This window comes from Enterobacter cloacae complex sp. IR5401 (assembly GCF_049238425.1).
Lineage (GTDB): Bacteria > Pseudomonadota > Gammaproteobacteria > Enterobacterales > Enterobacteriaceae > Enterobacter > Enterobacter hormaechei_C.
In genome coordinates this window covers 125,873-142,938 of the sequence record NZ_JBMKHN010000006.1, presented here as the reverse complement: position 1 = coordinate 142,938, position 17,066 = coordinate 125,873, and the positions used below count along the sequence as shown (strand labels likewise).

Here is a 17,066-nt window from a genome sequence, read left to right as displayed (position 1 = left end):
GTAGGCCGGGTAAGGCGAAGCCGCCACCCGGCTATTTACTGTGCCGGAGCCACCGTCGACACCACACCACCCGTCATCGTCTGTTGCACCTGCTGTTTATCCATATTCACCGCGCTCAGCTTCCCGTTCACCGTCGGCTTCAGCGGCGCATTCGCCTGCACGCTGCCGCTGGCGGTGAGCTGAATATTGCCGTCGCCCGTAATCGGCAGCGCTGGCCAGCCCCACTGCTGCAAGACGTTGAGTGGTACACCGCGCCCGTTCAGGCTCACGGTGGTTTGTCGCTGTGGCAGCTGTGACACGGTGGCGGTCGCTTCCAGGATCCCTTTCTCGGTAAAGGCGCTCAGGTCGGTAATATTTACCGTTGCGGCGTTGGCATTCAGCGCCAGCGACGGGCGACGCACGTCGACGCGGTTAAAGGTCGCTGCCGCCCCGTTGAGGGTTGCGTTACCGCCCCACACGCCCCACTTGTGATCCTGCGCCAGCCGCAAATTAGCGCCATAACCGTCGAGGGAGGTGATCTGCCACGGGAACGCCGGATCGATGTCGATCACCAGGTTGCGGCTCAGGCCGAATTTTTTCAGCGTCACGCTGTTCAGCCATGCCGGGAGCGGGTCCATCCACAGCGTTTTCCAGTTTTCCGGAAGCGTATATTCCAGCCCGGCAATCGCAACGTCGTCCAGCACCAGCGCCTGACCCTCGCGCAGCCAGTTGCCGGAGGTGCGCACCATGCCCCCTTCCCAGCGGGAGGTGAACTGACGCAGCGCAATGCCCTGCGGGGAGAATTCCGCATTCAGGATAGGGTCAAACAGATGCAGCGAGCCGTAGATAAATTCGCTGGCGTTCATGGATAACCGTCCCTCCTGGCTTTGCCAGTCACCTTTACTCAGGGTGAGGTTACGCAGGCTGAGATCGAGGTCGGTTACCGCCCAGTCTGGCCCCTGTAGACGGGCATCGGTCACTTCCAGCCGCCCAATCTGTAACGAAGGCAGGGTGGAGAGAGGGGCGAAGAAATCCAGCAGCGATTTGTCGCTTTGCAGGCGGATCTCATTCAGACGCAGGGTGTTGATAACCCAGCCACCGTCGGCATTACGCAGAGCCGAGCCCGTAAGCGAGCCGCGCGCCATATCGGCACTGATGGTATTCAGCGCCACCTCTTTGCCGTTGAGTTGTCCCTGAATCAGCACGTTGTTGGCCGGTATGCCGTTGAGGGTGAGCGACCCGGCGCTCATCTGGATTTGCGCATTTTTCCCCAGTACGTTCCCCGCCTCGGGCTGCCACGGGCTGACGCCGCCGGTCACCTTTTGCGCACTGAGATCCCACTCCGTATTCGGGCTGTTAAAGGCCATGTTATTCAGTTGCAGACGGTCGGCCTGGAACGGCAGCGGCGCCGTCTGCGGCGATAAATTCAGCGTGCCATCGAACAGGGTGATGGCATCCATATGCAGCGGGTCGGTGATCTGGCGGCTGCTTAAGCCAATATCCACTTTTTTAGCGACCAGCGTGGCCGGTTTGCCATCTCGTCCGAAGGTAACGTTTTCCAGAAGGATGTGAGAAGGGGATGAAAAGCGGTGATCCATCAGGTCAAAGTTGAGCTCGTAATCGGTATTCACCGTGATCCAGCTGCTGACCTGCGATGCGCCCCAGCGGGTCTGGAGCAGAAAATAAAAGGCTAGCACTACAATGAGCAGGGCTACCAGAAGATAGATAAGCAGCTTTCCAATAAATTTCATGGTCTTCCCTCCCGCGAAACGCACATAAGGGTGTTATGCACGAATTATGCGCAATGCTCAAGGCGGGAATGGTGTAAAGAGATGTCACGGCAGGCATTGACAGCCTGCCGTGTGGGGATCAGTTCTTTTCAGGCGGGAAAATGAGATTCAGCACGATAGCGGTAATACCGCCCGCGGCGATGCCGGAAGAGAGCAGGTTTTTCACCCAGTCCGGGGCAAACTGCAAAATCATCGGCTGCTGGGAGACGCCAAGCCCTACGGCGAGAGACAGCGCAATAATCATGATTGCGCGGCGGTTCAGCGGCTCGCGGGAGACGATACGCACGCCGGAGGCCGCGATAGTACCGAACATGACCAGCGTCGCGCCGCCCAGCACCGGCTCGGGAATGTGCTGTACAAATCCGCTTACCGCCGGGAACAGGCCGAGGACCACGAGCATCAGCGCCACCACGAAGCCCACGTAGCGGCTGGCCACGCCGGTCAGCTGGATCACGCCGTTGTTCTGGCCGAAGCAGGAGTTCGGGAAGGTGTTGAACACCGCCGAGACAAACGAGTTCAGTCCGTTCGCCAGCACGCCGCCTTTAAGACGTTTCATGTACAGCGGGCCGGAGACCGGCTGCTCGGACACGTCGGAGGTGGCGGTGATATCGCCAATGGTTTCCAGCGAGGTAATCATAAAGACCAGCATCAGCGGCAGGAGCAGACTCCAGTCAATGCCCAGGCCATAGTAGAGCGGCGTTGGCACGGTAATCAACGCGCTGTTGGGTGGGGTGGTGTTTTCCGGGAGCATACCCAGCGCCCACGCCAGCAGGTAACCGGCCGCCATGGCGATCACCAGCGATGCCACGCGCAGGTACGGGTTACGCTGGCGGTTAAGCAGAATAATGATCGCCAGCACCACGCCTGCCAGCAGCAGGTTTTTCGGCGCGCCGAAGGTATGGTCGCTCATTGCCGCGTAGCCGCCCCCGATGGAGGTCAGACCCACCTGAATCAGCGACAGGCCGATAATCATCACCACCACGCCGGAGACCAGCGGGGTAATCACCCGGCGCGCCAGGTGCAGAACGCGGGAGATGAACATCTCTGTGCAGCTTGCCAGCATCAGGGTGCCGAAAAGCGCCGCCATCATCGTCGGGACATCTGCGCCGCCGGTTTTCAGTGCCGTACCGCCCATGATCAGCGGAGCCACAAAGTTAAAGCTGGTGCCCTGAATCGACAGCAAACCTGAACCCACCGGACCCCAGGCTTTAATTTGAATGATGGAGGCCACGCCGGAAGCGAACAGAGACATACTGATGATGTGTTGCGTATCCTGCGCCGGTAACCCTAGCGCCTGGCAAATCAGCAGAGCCGGCGTGATGACCGCAACGAACATCGCCAGCAGGTGCTGGCAGGCGGCAAACAGGGTTTGAGGCAGCGGGGGACGATCTTCAAGGCGGTAAATCAGTTCGCTGTTTTGCTTCTGCGCAATCGGTTGCGCATTAGCAGACTCCAGAGTGTTAACAGACATCGGCGGCAATCCCACGGTGGAAAAGCGGGCATTTTAGCTGACCACCTGGTAAAAGCAAACGATTGCCAGCAAAAAAAAGAGAGAAAATCTGCCGGTGTGAGCAGCTTTTCTACAACGAACAGCAAAAAAAAATTACACTTTTCGCGCCGGCGGCTCATGACGAGCATCACCCGGCCCAGGATAACGCCGCGTGTGTATGGAATACGCGCATAACAGGAGCCTTTTATGATTCATCTCGATACGTTGTCGACCCTTGTTGCCGCAACGCTGGTTCTTCTGCTTGGTCGCAAGCTGGTACACAGTGTTTCCTTTCTGAAAAAGTACACCATTCCTGAACCCGTCGCCGGTGGTTTGCTGGTGGCGCTGGCCCTGCTGATACTGAAAAAAAGTATGGGCTGGGAAATCGATTTTGATATGTCCCTGAAAGATCCGTTGATGCTGGCCTTCTTTGCCACTATCGGCCTGAACGCTAACCTCGCAAGCCTGCGTTCGGGTGGCAAGGTGCTGGGCGTGTTTCTGATTGTTGTGGTGGGCCTGCTTCTGATGCAAAACGCCATCGGCATCGGTATGGCGTCATTGCTGGGGCTGGATCCGCTGATGGGTCTGCTGGCGGGGTCGATTACCCTCTCAGGCGGCCACGGAACGGGCGCGGCGTGGAGCAAGCTGTTCATCGAACGCTATGGCTTTGAAAACGCAACGGAAGTGGCGATGGCCTGCGCGACCTTTGGTCTGGTGCTTGGCGGCCTGATTGGTGGCCCGGTGGCGCGCTATCTTGTGAAACACTCCACCACGCCGGAAGGCAGGCCAGACGATGAAATGGTGCCGACCGCGTTTGAAAAACCGGACGTTGGCCGCAGCATCACCTCGCTGGTGATGATTGAAACCATCGCCATGATTGCTATCTGCCTCACCGTGGGCAAAATCGTTGCGCAATGGCTGGCGGGAACGGCTTTCGAACTGCCAACCTTTGTCTGCGTGCTGTTTATCGGGGTGATCCTGAGCAACGGTCTGGCGCAGATGGGCTTCTACCGCGTCTTTGAGCGCGCAGTGTCCGTGCTGGGGAACGTCAGCCTGTCGCTGTTCCTGGCGATGGCGCTGATGAGCCTCAAACTGTGGGAACTGGCCTCGCTGGCGCTGCCGATGGTGGCGATCCTGGCGGTACAGGCCGTGTTTATGGCGCTGTATGCCATCTTTGTTACCTGGCGCATGATGGGCAAAAACTATGATGCGGCGGTACTGGCAGCGGGCCACTGTGGGTTTGGACTGGGGGCAACGCCAACGGCCATCGCAAACATGCAGGCGATCACTGAACGGTTCGGTCCGTCGCACATGGCGTTTCTGGTGGTGCCGATGGTGGGGGCATTCTTCATTGATATCGTCAACGCGCTGGTCATTAAGCTCTACCTGATGCTGCCGATGTTTGGCTGATCGTCAGGCGTTGGAATACCGCTCGGTTTCCGGCATCCAGCGTTCAATTAACGCTGCCGCCTGTTCGGGGTAGCGTTCATGAATATGACGCGCAAGGCGTTGTACTTCGGGGATCATGGCCTGATCGCGCAACAAATCCGCCACTTTAAATTCGGCGTTACCCGTCTGACGCGTGCCCAGCAGTTCACCCGGGCCGCGGATCTCCAGATCTTTTTGCGCAATGACGAAGCCGTCATTGCTGTCGCGTAATACCTGCAAACGCATCTGCGCGGTTTTCGACAGCGGGGCTTTGTAGAGCAGCACGCAGTGAGAGGCGATCGCGCCACGGCCCACGCGGCCTCGTAGCTGGTGGAGCTGCGCCAGGCCCAGGCGCTCCGGGTTCTCAATAATCATCAGGCTGGAGTTCGGCACGTCCACGCCCACTTCGATAACCGTGGTCGCAACGAGTAAATGCAGTTCACCCTGTTTGAACGACTGCATCACCGCCTGCTTTTCGGCAGGCTTCATGCGCCCGTGAACCAGACCGACGTTCAGCTCCGGCAGGGCGAGCTTTAACTCTTCCCATGTGGCTTCGGCAGCCTGCGCTTCCAGCAGCTCAGACTCTTCAATCAGGGTACAGACCCAGTAAGCCTGACGTCCTTCGTGGGTGCAGGCGTTGCGCACGCGGTCAATGATGTCGCTGCGGCGCGTGTCCGGAATGGCGACCGTTGTCACCGGCGTACGACCCGGGGGGAGTTCGTCGATGGTGGAGGTATCCAGATCGGCATAGGCCGTCATCGCCAGGGTGCGCGGAATCGGCGTGGCGGTCATGATCAGCTGATGCGGGTGGAAGCCCTGTTGCAGACCTTTCTCCCACAACGCCAGACGCTGATGAACACCAAAGCGGTGCTGTTCGTCGATAATCACCAGCGCCAGGCCGTTAAACTGCACCTGTTCCTGGAAAATGGCGTGCGTGCCGACAATCATCTGCACCTGCCCGCTGGCTATCGCCTCCTGCTGCGCAAGGCGCGCTTTGCCCTTCTGCTTCCCGGCCAGCCAGCCCACTTCAATTCCCAGCGGGGCAAACCAGTTACGGAAATTGTTGGCGTGCTGCTCGGCCAGCAGTTCCGTCGGTGCCATCAGCGCCACCTGCTTGCCGTGGGCGATAGCGCGCAAAGCGGCCAGCGCGGCGACCAGCGTTTTACCGGAACCCACATCGCCCTGCACCAGGCGCATCATCGGCACATCCAGCGCCATATCGCGTTCGATCTCGGCGGTCACCCGCGCCTGGGCGCCGGTGGGTTTAAACGGCAGTGAGGCCAGCAGCTTATCTTTGAGCTCATCACGCTGGCTTAATGGCTGCGCGTGGAAACGCTGCGCACCTGCGCGCAGGGCCAGCATGCTCAGGTTGTGAGCCAGTAATTCCTCAAGGATAAGACGCCGTTGGGCGGGGTGTTTACCGCTCTCTAAATCAACAAGCTGAAGCGTTGGCGGTGGGCGGTGCAGGGTGCGCAACGCCTCTGGCAGGCTCATCATGCCCTGCGCCAGCTCCGGCGGCAGCAGCTCGTTAATGGCGCAGGTATCGAGCAGCTCCAGCGCCTGGTCGGTGAGCTTGCGCAGCGTAGCCTGCTTAATGCCTTCAGTGGTTGGATAGACCGGCGTGAGCGTCTCCTGTAGCTCAGGTGAGCTGAGATCGCCCTGCACGCGGTATTCCGGGTGGATCATCTCCGCGCCGTATTTGCCCCGTTTGGCTTCACCGTACGCAAGTACGCGTCGTCCAGTGGCAAGGCTGTTTTTCATTGCCGCATTGAAGTTGAAAAAGCGCATGGTAAGAATACCGGTGCCGTCGCTGATCTGGCAGGTCATCATCCTGCGTCCGCCAAAGGTGATGTTGCAGTTCAGCACTTCCCCTTCAACGGTGGCGTAAATAGCGGGCAGCAGATCGCCAATTTTATAAAGCTGAGTACGGTCTTCGTAACGCAGGGGGAGGTGGAGCAGGAGATCCTGCACGGTGTGCAGGCCAATCTTCGCCAGTTTACTGCTTTGTGCCGCGCCCACGCCCGTCAGGCTGTTGAGCGGTATAGCGTCCAGCAGGCGGCCTTTCATGATTTATCCCGCGTACTGCATGGTGGACCACCACTCGGCATCGGCTTCAATTTCGCCCTGCGCGTTGACGTGGGGGTAAGGCAATTTCTTCTGCTTCGCAACGCGAGCCAGCACCGGATAGCCACCTTCAAACAGCAGGCGCTGCTGCTCCTCTTCCGGCAGCATGCTGTTGCTGCGCTCGTACATTCCGGCATTCTGACGCTGGCGCTGCGCTTCATACAGGATCAGCGCTGAGGCGACCGACACGTTGAGTGACTGGACCATGCCAATCATCGGAATGATGATGTCCCGATCGGCCAAATCCAGTGCTTCCTGCGTGATCCCCGTTTTCTCCTGGCCCATTAAAATACAGGTCGGACGGGTGTAGTCGATCTCACGGAAATCCACGGCTTTAGCAGAGAGGTTGGTTGCCAGAACCTGCATGCCACGCCCTTTTAGGTGCGAGACCGCTTCACCAATAGTCTGGTGAGTTTTCACGGATACCCAGCTGTTGCTGCCTGCGGCGGTGGAGGCCATGGTACGCATACGTGCGCCTGGCCAGACGGCGTGGACTTCATGCACGCCGACGGCATCTGCGGTGCGGACGATAGCAGAGACGTTATGAGGTTTATGGACCTGCTCCATGCAGACCGTCAGATCAGGCTGACGCCTGGCGAGCATTTCGCAGATTCGCTCGTAACGTTTTGAATTCATAATGCTAGTTTCGGTTACGGGTGACTTTAATGACATCCGGCATCACGCGGATCTTGCGCATAATATTTGCCAGATGCACGCGGTCACGGGCGGTCAGGCGAATAAAGGCGCTGTAAACGCGGCCATCTTTTTCTTCCGTATTCAGGCTTTGAATGTTGGACGAGGCCGTGTTAATCGCTGCCGTCAGGTTCGCCAGTGCACCCTGGTGGTTGAACATATCCACCTTGATTTCAGTGATAAATTCCTGCGCCGTCTCTTTATCCCACTCGACCGCCATGAACTTCTCAGGCTCTTTCTGATAGCCACGGATGTTACGGCAGGATTCGTGGTGGATCACCAGCCCTTTACCCGGGCTGACGTGCGCAATAATCGGGTCGCCCGGGATAGGACGGCAGCATTTGGCGAAGGTGATGAGCACACCGTCAGCGCCTTTGATCGGCAGGTGACCATGATTTTGCGTGGTGGCAGGAACGGCTGTCGTTTCGCCTTGTTGCAGATTCTTCGCCACGACCACGCTCATGGCGTTGCCGAGACCAATCTCTGCCAGCAGGTCATCCAGCGAGGCGAGCTTCATACGCTCCAGCTCATGCTGAATGTTTTCTGGCGGGATCTCTGCCAGTTTGCGGCTGCCACCCAGCGCGTGATTGAGCAGACGACGCCCCAGGCTAACGGAGTCGTCGCGCTTAAGGTTTTTCAGCAGCTGGCGGATTTTTGCGCGCGCTTTTGAGCTCACGACAAAGTTCAGCCAGGCGGCGTTAGGACGTGCCCCCGGCGCGGTAATGATCTCCACCGTCTGTCCGCTGAAAAGCGGCTGCGACAGCGGATAAGGCTGCCTGTCGACGCGGGCACCTACGCAGGCGTGGCCGATATCGGTATGCACGGCGTAAGCGAAGTCGACCGGTGTCGCGCCCGCAGGCAGTTCGACAATGCGCCCTTCCGGCGTGAAAACGTAAATCTCATCCGGGAAGAGATCGGATTTAACGCTCTCGATAAATTCAAACGAGCTACCTGCGCTCTGTTGCAGCTCCAGCAGGCTCTGCATCCAGCGCTGGGCGCGGATTTGCGCGGTGGTGCTGCTTTCACCACCGTGCTCTTTATAGGCCCAGTGTGCCGCGACACCCATTTCCGCCATCTGATCCATGTCTTCGGTACGAATTTGCACCTCAACCGGAACGCCGTGCGGGCCAATCATCGAGGTGTGCAAAGACTGGTATCCGTTCGCTTTTGGAATGGCGATGTAATCTTTGACGCGCCCCGGGCGTGGCTTGTACAGGCTGTGCATCTGCCCCAGCACGCGGTAGCAGGTGTCCGAGTCGTGGACGATCACGCGGAATGCGTAGATATCCATGATCGAGTGAAAACGCTGCTCTTTGAGCACCATTTTGCAGTAGATAGAGTACAAATGCTTTTCGCGACCGCTCACGCGGCACGGAATGCCCGCTTCCTGCAAACGCCCTTCGATTTCAGAGAGGATCTTTTGAATCATCTCTTTACGGTTACCGCGAGCGGCTTTCACCACCTCTTTAATCACGCGATAGCGGTTCGGGTACAACGCCTCAAAACCCAACTCTTCCAGCTCGGTTTTAATGTGATGAATACCTAAACGGTGCGCCAGCGGACTGTAGATTTCGAGGGTTTCACGGGCGATGCGGCGACGTTTATCCGGGCGAAGTGAGCCCAGCGTGCGCATATTGTGGGTGCGGTCAGCGAGTTTGATGAGGATGACGCGGATATCCTGCACCATCGCCATGATCATCTTGCGGAAGTTTTCGGCCTGCGCCTCTTTCTTGTCGCGGAATTTCAGCTTATCAAGCTTAGAGACCCCTTCCACCAGCTCGGCAACGCTTTTGCCAAACAGCTGTTCCATGTCCTGGTAGGTGGCAGGGGTATCTTCAATCACGTCATGCAGCAGGGCGGCCATCAGCGTTTCGTAGTCGAGTTTCATCTCGGCCAGAATACAGGCCACCGCTACCGGGTGCGTGATATAGGGTTCACCGCTTGAACGTGTCTGGCCCTCGTGAGCGTCACGTGCAACGAGATACGCCTGCTGAAGACGCTTAATCTGGTCTTCAGGCAGGTAGGTTTGAATCAGTTGATTCAGGCTTTCAAACAGATACAAGGGCGACCCGCAGGTTTAATTAACGACGACCTTCAGCAATAGCGGTAACAGCTTGTAATTCAGCGGCTTCCTGCTCTTGCTGCTCCTGGCGCTCACGCACGTCGAGGATCTGGTTGTTGATCAGACCTTCTTCGATTTCGCGAAGTGCAATAACGGTGGTTTTATCGTTTTCTTCCGGTACCAGCGGATCTTTACCGCCTACCTGCATCTGACGAGCGCGACGCGCGGCGACCAGCACCAGGTCAAAACGGTTACCAATTTTCTCTACAGCGTCCTGAACAGTTACGCGTGCCATACTTAAAATGCTCCACAGGTGAAGAAATGACTGGGCATGATACTGAAAGTGGGTTCAGTCTGCCAACAGTTTGGTGATTAATGCGTCATGTCGCTGCTTCTGGCGGCTCATACGCAGGCGTTCTGCGCGAAGGATAGTTTTGAGATCGCTCAGCGCGGCATCAAAATCATCATTCACAATAAGGTAATCATATTCCGCGTAATGGCTCATTTCTGCAACAGCCTGCGCCATACGCTTCGCGATAACTTCTTCGCTGTCCTGGCCGCGACCACGCAGGCGGCGATCCAGTTCATCTTTCGATGGCGGTAAAATAAAGATACTGCGCGAATCCGGCATTTTCTTACGAATTTGCTGCGCGCCCTGCCAGTCGATATCCAGGAACACGTTCACGCCGGTCGCCAGAACCTGCTCAATGGTTTCACGAGAAGTACCGTAGTAGTTACCGAATACTTCTGCGTGTTCAAGAAACGCGTCTCTGCCAATCATCGCTCTGAATTCGTCGTGATTCACAAAGAAATAGTGTTCACCGTGCACTTCACCCGGACGCGGTGCTCGCGTGGTGTGAGAAACAGAAACCTGCGTATCGTACAACGGTTGGGTTTTTAACAGTGCCTGAATAAGGCTGGATTTACCCGCGCCACTAGGGGCAGAAACAATATAAAGCGTGCCTTGAGCCATGAGAGTCTTTTGTATGTGTTAACGAAGAAGTCCTACATACGGGCTTATTATACACGTCGCCGCTGTGTGACGTAGCCTTTGTCACACTTTTTCCCCCGGATGATTAAATTTTGCGTGCCGTTTTCAGCTTTTACCTTCCTTTTGCTGCAACAAAAACAATGCGCTGAAGCGCGCTCGTAAAATGCATTTTTGCAGCTGGTCTGCGGCTCCCGGGCAGGGTATACCCTTCGCAAAACAGGGAGGGGTAATAATGGTGAAATGGATAAGCATACTGATGATCTTCTTAAGCAGCGGGGCGATGGCTATCTGCCCGGTCTGGTCACCGGCTAAAGCCGGGCAGGAGATCGCGGCCCTGAAGGCGCAGCTGACCCGCTGGAATGAAGATTACTGGAAGCAGGGCAGCAGCGAGGTAAGCGACGACGTTTACGACAGGCTTAACGCCCGCTTAAAACAGTGGCTGCGCTGTTTTCACGATGAGCCGCTGCATGACGATCCTCCTGCCGCCAGCGGGACGGTGAAGCATCCCTTCGCCCATACCGGCGTGCATAAGGTAGAAAGCAAGCAGGCGCTTAGCCGCTGGATGGCGACGCAGCAGGATCTCTGGGTACAGCCAAAGGTGGATGGTGTTGCGGTCACCCTGGTCTACAAAAACGGCAAGCTGGCGCAGGCGATCAGCCGGGGCGACGGCTTACAGGGGGAAGAGTGGACGGCACAGGCGCGAATGATCCCCGCTATTCCGCAAACGCTGGCCGGGCCGCTTGCCAACAGTGTGTTGCAGGGGGAACTTTTTCTGCTGCGCGAGGGGCATATCCAGCAGCGGATGGGGGGGATGAACGCGCGTGCGAAGGTAGCGGGGGCGATGATGCGCGCGACCGATCGCGCAGCGCTGAAGCAGACAGGCATTTTTATCTGGGCCTGGCCGAACGGCCCAAAAGTGATGAAAGCACGCCTTTCCGCGCTGGCGGAGGCTGGTTTTACCCTGACGGCGCGATATACCCTGCCGGTTAAAAACGCGGCTGACGTGGAAGCGCAGCGGACGGCCTGGTTTAAGGCTTCGTTGCCCTTCGCCACGGATGGCATCGTGGTCCGCGCCTCGGCAGAGCCGCCGGGCGAGGAGTGGCTGCCGGGGGAAGGAAGTTGGGTCGTCGCATGGAAATACCTTCCTGTGGCCCAGGTGACTGAAGTCAAAGCGATTCACTTTACCGTTGGCCGTACCGGGCGGATCACCGCGATTGCGCAGCTTGAGCCGCTGATGCTCGACGATAAACGCGTACAGCGCGTCAGCTTAGGGTCAGTTAACCGCTGGCAGAGGCTGGATATTGCCCCCGGCGATCAGGTGCTGGTAAGCCTGGCGGGACAAGGTATTCCCCGGCTGGATAACGTGGTGTGGCGCAATGTGGATCGCCGTAAACCGCAGCCGCCCTCATCGCGCTATAACGGCTTAACCTGTTTCTATGCCTCCCCGGAGTGCATGGAGCAATTTTTTGCCCGGCTGACGTGGCTAAGTTCCAGGCAGGCGTTAGATATCGAAGGTATGGGCGAATCAGGATGGCGGACCCTCTATCAGGCGCATCGGTTTGAGCACCTCTTCTCCTGGCTACAGCTCACGCAGGCGCAGCTCACCGCGACGCCGGGGATATCGGCATCGCATGGCGCTGCGCTGTGGCATCAGTTTAACCTGGCGCGGGAGCGTCCTTTTATCCGCTGGATCACCGCGATGGGAATACCGCTGGCCCGGTCGACGCTCAAGGCGGCAGGGGATCGCACCTGGCAGGCGCTGATTCAGCGAAGCGAAGCGGAGTGGCGGATGCTACCGGGTGTCGGGCAGGAGAAAGCCCGCCAGATCGTAAACTGGCTGCATCAGCCTCAGATTGATGCCCTGGCAAAGTGGCTGGCCGCAGAGCACATCGGTGGATTTTAATCTGCGTGCGCTCCTGAACAGACTGGCGAGGGAGGAAAACATTTTCGCTGCCGTGAAATAGCGTATTTATGAGACGCGGTTTATATACGCAGTAATTATGAATATAAATGAATTATTCATGATAAATATATTTTGAGGAAATATTATTCCCGATCCTGATTTCAGGGTTTACTCTGCTTGTGTTTTTATTTTTCTCGAGAGGTTGGTTTAATTGATCTCAATCATTATTAATCGAGAACACTAGCCGGTAATGAAGGCGTTATAGGTGATGTAGTCTGTTTGCTTGACGTGGTTTTGCTTTTAATTTCAGTTGGTTAAATGTTTAATTAATAATATATTGAGTTTTTTCTGGTTAACAATTGGTCATATTTATTCTGCCGGAAATCATTGCGTCAAATTATTATAAGAATTATCTTATCCAAAATTTTTAAGGTAGTTACCGCTGGGGTGCATTTTGCATCACTTCTGCGTTTTCCTTTCTTTTTGCACCCCGTGAGGGAGTTAACTATCTGAACTCCAATTGAAGCAATTAAGGGTACCGAAATATATCCTGGCGGTTTATATGCGCTGGTGTTCAGAGCCCAGGGCTTTTACATGGATGATTTTCCGTCCCTGTCGGGCCGGAATTCAGCCCCGGGCTTTATGCCCGTTAACCGGGACCTGGTTTCCAGGTGCTCATATTTTCCTTCATTTGAATGAGGACCAAAAATGAAAAGGACGCTTTGTACAGTGCTGACGGCACTCACGCTGGCGACTGCCTTGCCTGCTATAGGCGCTACCACCGAAGCAGGTAGCACCAGCGCAGCAACAACCGGAACAACAACCGGAGCAACGGTGGGAACTACCGCTGGCACTACGGGGGGACTGGCGGCAGGGGCGATTGGGACAACCGCTGTTGTCACCACCGCTGCGATTGCCGGCGTAGCGACATTAGCCGTTGTCGCGGCAAGCGACAGTGGCGATGACTCAAGCAATGGTACTTCCACGACGACAGTTACCCGCTAAGGCTGGTGCGCAAGGCGATATAACCTTGTGCTGAACAGCGCAACGACTTGACCCGGCGTCGATATCAAAGCCGGGTATTTAATTGATTTCAATGTTATTTAATCAAGGATTTCTGGTGAGACTGTTTATTCTGCTCATCATGACTCTGCTGATCCAGGGGTGTACGCCGAGCCAGCAGAGCATTATTGAGACCTTTAACGCCAGTCTGGACGGGCGCCAGGATGTGACGGTAACGGACGGGCAGATTCAGGCGTTCCCATACTCAACCATGTACCTGCGACTGGATAATGGCCCGAGGATCCTGGTGGTTCTCGGATACATCGAACAGGGAAACAGTAAATGGTTATCGCAGGATAATGCGATGATCGTCACGCATAACGGTCGCCTTATCCACACGCTCAAGCTTCCTTATAACCTGCTTGAGGTAACCAATCTTGAGCACGATCCGCTGCGCCACACGCCGCAGCTCCGCGACGGCAGCCAGTGGTCGCGTGATGTGCGCTGGCAGGAAGAGGGGCGGTATCGCTCCGCACACCTGACCTCGCGCTTCTCCCTGAGCGGGACGGAAAACCTGACCCTTGCCGGAAACACGCTACGTTGTCAGGTCTGGCAGGAGGCGGTGCAGGCCGACGGCCTCGATCGTCGCTGGCATAACACCTTCTGGATTGATTCCGCTACCGGCCAGGTACGCCAGAGCGAACAGATGCTCGGCGCGGGCGTATTCCCTGTCGCCATGACGATGTTGAAGCCCGCCCCATGAACAGACTCAGAAAATGGTTACCTGGCGTAGGGCTATCTCTCTTCAGCCTGTCCGCCCTATGCGCAAGCGTCGTTACCGTGCATCAGCCGGGCAAAACGTGGTCTGCTGAACCGGCTGATACGCTCTCCCGGCTGGTCACCCAGCCGCAGCTGAACAACGTCTGGTGGCAGGGGGCTGTCATCGCAACCCCTTCCGCCACGCTGCGCGCGCAACAGACGCAACAGCAGGTGCTGGCGTCGCTTTCAGCCTGGCAGAATCGCGCCGATGACGAGCGGATCGCGACCATTCGCGCTGTCGCTGCACAGATCCGCTCCCTGCGGATCGTCGGGCGGCAGTTTGTCAGCCTCGACCCAGATGCCGTGCGTACCGACGCCCGCGGCGATCGCTCCCTTGAGGGCCGTTACGATCTGTGGCTCTCTCCTGCGCCCCGTACCGTCACGCTGATGGGGGCGGTCGTCACGCCGGGGAAACGGGCCTGGCGACCGGGCGCAAGCATCCGGGACTACTTACAGGGGCAGTTGCGGCTGGCCGGCGCCGACAGGAATAACGTAACCGTTATCGATCCTGACGGCAGTAAGGTTGTTGCGCCGGTGGCGTACTGGAACGCACGCCATATTGAAGCAGAGCCGGGCGCTGTTCTGTGGGTGGGGTTTGATCCCCGGGCGGTACCGGACGATTTTACCGGTCTGAATGAGCAAATCGTTGCGCTCCTGACGCGGCGGATACCTGACTGATGAACAAACTTTTTTTACTGAGCGGCCTTGCTCTGGCGATCTCTTCTGCCTGCCACGCGGAGCTGCGTACCTGGCCCGATCCGACCGGACCGTCACAGTCCGATTTTGGCGGCACCGGCCTGATGCAAATGCCCGACGCGCGCTTTGGCCGGGAAGGGGAATTCAGCGTCAACTACCGCGATAACAACCAGTACCGTTTTTACTCCTCTTCGGTCGTGCTCTTCCCGTGGCTGGAAGGGACAATTCGCTATACTGACGTCCGCACCCGCAAATACAGCAGCGACGAGGATTTCAGCGGCGATCAAAGCTACAAGGATAAGTCGTTCGACTTTAAAGTTCGTCTGTGGGAAGGGGACTATAGCCTGCCGCAGGTGGCGCTCGGCAAGCGTGATATTGCAGGCACCGGCCTGTTCGATGGTGAATATCTGGTTGCCAGTAAAATGGCCGGACCGGTCGATTTTACCTTTGGAATAGCCTGGGGATATCCCGGTAATAGCGACAACGTGGGTAACCCGCTTTGCCATGACAACAATAAGTATTGCACCCGCGGCGAGTCGCATGATGCCGGAGATATCAGCTTTAGCGATATGTTTCGTGGTCCGGCGTCTCTGTTTGGCGGCCTCCAGTATCAGACGCCCTGGCAGCCCCTGCGCCTGAAGCTTGAGTATGACGGCAACAATTATGCCGATGATTTTGCCGGCTCCATTAAGCAGTCGAGCCATATTAACGTGGGGGCGGTCTATCGCGTTGCCGACTGGGCCGATCTCAACCTCAGCTACGAGCGCGGCAATACGCTGATGTTTGGCTTCACCCTGCGGACCAACTTTAACGACCTGCGCCCCGCGCTGCGTGATAACCCGAAACCGGCCTGGCAACCGGCACCGGCAGGCGAGACGCTGGACTATTCCTCTGCGGCGAACCAGCTCACCGCGCTTAAGTACAACGCAGGCTTCGATGCGCCGGAGATCCTTCAGCACGGCAATACCTTATACATGACCGGCGAACAGTATCGCTATCGCGATCCGCGCGAAGCGGTGGATCGTGCCAACCGTATTCTGATCAATAACCTGCCCGACGGGGTCGACACGATCGCTATCACCCAGCAGCGTGATCATCTGCCGCTGGTCACGACGCAAACCGATGTCGCCAGCCTGCGCAAACAGTTGGCGGGGCAGCCGCTCGGCCAGGAGGAGGCGCTCAGGCAGCAGCGCGTCGAGCCTGTGGATACCACAGCATTCGGGCGTGGCTACCGTATTCGCGCCGATCGCTTCAGCTACAGCGTTAAACCGACGCTGGCGCAGTCGCTGGGCGGTCCGGAAGATTTCTATATGTTCCAGGTGGGGGTGATGGCCAGCGCCAGCTACTGGCTGACCGATCGTCTGCTGCTCGACGGCGGCGTGTTCGCCAACCTCTATAACAACTACGACAAGTTCAAATCCTCGCTACTTCCCGCTGACTCCAGCCTGCCGCGCGTCAGAACCCATATTCGCGATTATGTCAGCAATGACGTCTACATCAACAACTTACAAGCCAACTATGTCGATGCGCTGGGGAACGGCTTCTATGCCCAGATTTATGGCGGCTACCTCGAAACCATGTACGGCGGCGTGGGAGCAGAGGCGCTCTGGCGCCCGCTGGATAGCGACTGGGCGCTGGGCGTGGATGCGAATTACGTCAAGCAGCGCGACTGGGACGACATGATGCGCTTCACCGACTACAGCGTGCCAACCGGATTTATCACCGCCTACTGGAACCCGGCGAAGCTCAACAGTGTGCTAATGAAGCTGAGCGTCGGGCAGTACCTGGCGAAGGATAAAGGCGCCACCCTCGACGTCGCGAAACGATTCGACAGCGGCGTGACGGTAGGCGTCTGGGCGGCGTTGACCAACGTCTCGAAAGAGGATTATGGCGAAGGTGGCTTTAGCAAAGGCTTCTACATCTCGATCCCGCTTGATCTGATGACGATCGGCCCAAATCGCAACCGGGCGGTAGTCTCGTGGACGCCTCTCACGCGTGATGGCGGCCAGATGTTAGGCCGTAAATATCAGCTCTATGACATGACGTCAGAACGCGAAACCCCGGTAGGGCAGTAGTACCGGATGAAACAG

Annotated in this window: 13 protein-coding genes; 6 read left to right on the top strand and 7 right to left on the bottom strand. The window is 57.3% G+C overall.

Going from position 1 to position 17,066, the window contains the following annotated elements:
- Positions 1-35: 35 nt before the first annotated feature.
- Both ACOTX1_RS11245 and xanP read right to left on the bottom strand, forming a co-directional pair.
- Positions 36-1,730, bottom strand: a complete 1,695-nt coding sequence (locus ACOTX1_RS11245; protein ID WP_023315154.1) for an AsmA family protein — start codon at positions 1,728-1,730, stop codon at positions 36-38.
- A 118-nt stretch (positions 1,731-1,848) separates the two neighbouring features.
- Positions 1,849-3,240 carry a xanthine/proton symporter XanP gene (gene xanP, locus ACOTX1_RS11240; protein ID WP_023315155.1) on the bottom strand — a complete coding sequence of 464 codons (1,392 nt, stop codon included), beginning with the start codon at positions 3,238-3,240 and terminating at the stop codon, positions 1,849-1,851.
- 225 nt (positions 3,241-3,465) lie between these two features.
- Here xanP and gltS point away from each other — a divergent pair, with 225 nt between their 5' ends.
- On the top strand, positions 3,466-4,668 hold the full coding sequence (gltS, locus tag ACOTX1_RS11235) for a sodium/glutamate symporter (protein ID WP_023315156.1): 1,203 nt from the start codon (positions 3,466-3,468) through the stop codon (positions 4,666-4,668).
- 3 nt (positions 4,669-4,671) lie between these two features.
- Here gltS and recG read toward each other — a convergent pair whose 3' ends face one another.
- From recG to gmk, 5 genes are read right to left on the bottom strand one after another with little or no spacing between them, the layout of a single operon-like run.
- Positions 4,672-6,753 carry an ATP-dependent DNA helicase RecG gene (gene recG / locus ACOTX1_RS11230; protein WP_015570052.1) on the bottom strand — a complete coding sequence of 694 codons (2,082 nt, stop codon included), beginning with the start codon at positions 6,751-6,753 and terminating at the stop codon, positions 4,672-4,674.
- Between the two features lie 3 nt (positions 6,754-6,756).
- On the bottom strand, positions 6,757-7,446 hold the full coding sequence (gene trmH / locus ACOTX1_RS11225) for a tRNA (guanosine(18)-2'-O)-methyltransferase TrmH (protein WP_003860922.1): 690 nt from the start codon (positions 7,444-7,446) through the stop codon (positions 6,757-6,759).
- Positions 7,447-7,450: 4 nt separating this feature from the next.
- On the bottom strand, positions 7,451-9,565 hold the full coding sequence (gene spoT, locus ACOTX1_RS11220; protein WP_003860921.1) for a bifunctional GTP diphosphokinase/guanosine-3',5'-bis pyrophosphate 3'-pyrophosphohydrolase: 2,115 nt from the start codon (positions 9,563-9,565) through the stop codon (positions 7,451-7,453).
- A gap of 19 nt (positions 9,566-9,584) precedes the next feature.
- The gene (rpoZ, locus tag ACOTX1_RS11215; RefSeq protein ID WP_000135058.1) at positions 9,585-9,860 is read right to left on the bottom strand and encodes a DNA-directed RNA polymerase subunit omega; all 276 of its coding nucleotides are present in this window, start codon (positions 9,858-9,860) and stop codon (positions 9,585-9,587) included.
- Between the two features lie 54 nt (positions 9,861-9,914).
- Positions 9,915-10,538 carry a guanylate kinase gene (gmk, locus tag ACOTX1_RS11210; protein ID WP_006177710.1) on the bottom strand — a complete coding sequence of 208 codons (624 nt, stop codon included), beginning with the start codon at positions 10,536-10,538 and terminating at the stop codon, positions 9,915-9,917.
- Positions 10,539-10,788: 250 nt separating this feature from the next.
- Between gmk and ligB the strand changes: the two genes are divergently transcribed.
- From ligB to ACOTX1_RS11185, 5 genes are all read left to right on the top strand, one after another.
- Complete coding sequence (ligB, locus tag ACOTX1_RS11205) at positions 10,789-12,459, top strand: NAD-dependent DNA ligase LigB (RefSeq protein ID WP_023315157.1); 1,671 nt, start codon at positions 10,789-10,791, stop codon at positions 12,457-12,459.
- Positions 12,460-13,167: 708 nt separating this feature from the next.
- A complete protein-coding gene (locus tag ACOTX1_RS11200; protein WP_022650140.1) occupies positions 13,168-13,464 on the top strand; it encodes a hypothetical protein in 297 nt (98 codons plus the stop codon).
- 115 nt (positions 13,465-13,579) lie between these two features.
- Positions 13,580-14,224: a YjbF family lipoprotein gene (locus tag ACOTX1_RS11195; protein WP_023315158.1), complete on the top strand. Its 645-nt coding sequence runs from the start codon at positions 13,580-13,582 to the stop codon at positions 14,222-14,224.
- Positions 14,221-14,958: a capsule biosynthesis GfcC family protein gene (locus ACOTX1_RS11190; RefSeq protein WP_023315159.1), complete on the top strand. Its 738-nt coding sequence runs from the start codon at positions 14,221-14,223 to the stop codon at positions 14,956-14,958. The genes ACOTX1_RS11195 and ACOTX1_RS11190 overlap by 4 nt, the downstream gene beginning before the upstream one ends.
- On the top strand, positions 14,958-17,051 hold the full coding sequence (locus tag ACOTX1_RS11185) for a YjbH domain-containing protein (protein ID WP_023315160.1): 2,094 nt from the start codon (positions 14,958-14,960) through the stop codon (positions 17,049-17,051). The genes ACOTX1_RS11190 and ACOTX1_RS11185 overlap by 1 nt, the downstream gene beginning before the upstream one ends.
- Positions 17,052-17,066: the final 15 nt, after the last annotated feature.

Bases quoted from the DNA above. Each gene is read 5' to 3' on its own strand.
- ACOTX1_RS11245 (WP_023315154.1), bottom strand. From the start codon at position 1,730: ATGAAATTTATTGGAAAGCTGCTTATCTATCTTCTGGTAGCCCTGCTC.
- xanP (WP_023315155.1), bottom strand. From the start codon at position 3,240: ATGTCTGTTAACACTCTGGAGTCTGCTAATGCGCAACCGATTGCGCAG.
- gltS (WP_023315156.1), top strand. From the start codon at position 3,466: ATGATTCATCTCGATACGTTGTCGACCCTTGTTGCCGCAACGCTGGTT.
- recG (WP_015570052.1), bottom strand. From the start codon at position 6,753: ATGAAAGGCCGCCTGCTGGACGCTATACCGCTCAACAGCCTGACGGGC.
- trmH (WP_003860922.1), bottom strand. From the start codon at position 7,446: ATGAATTCAAAACGTTACGAGCGAATCTGCGAAATGCTCGCCAGGCGT.
- rpoZ (WP_000135058.1), bottom strand. From the start codon at position 9,860: ATGGCACGCGTAACTGTTCAGGACGCTGTAGAGAAAATTGGTAACCGT.
- gmk (WP_006177710.1), bottom strand. From the start codon at position 10,538: ATGGCTCAAGGCACGCTTTATATTGTTTCTGCCCCTAGTGGCGCGGGT.
- ligB (WP_023315157.1), top strand. From the start codon at position 10,789: ATGGTGAAATGGATAAGCATACTGATGATCTTCTTAAGCAGCGGGGCG.
- ACOTX1_RS11200 (WP_022650140.1), top strand. From the start codon at position 13,168: ATGAAAAGGACGCTTTGTACAGTGCTGACGGCACTCACGCTGGCGACT.
- ACOTX1_RS11190 (WP_023315159.1), top strand. From the start codon at position 14,221: ATGAACAGACTCAGAAAATGGTTACCTGGCGTAGGGCTATCTCTCTTC.
- ACOTX1_RS11185 (WP_023315160.1), top strand. From the start codon at position 14,958: ATGAACAAACTTTTTTTACTGAGCGGCCTTGCTCTGGCGATCTCTTCT.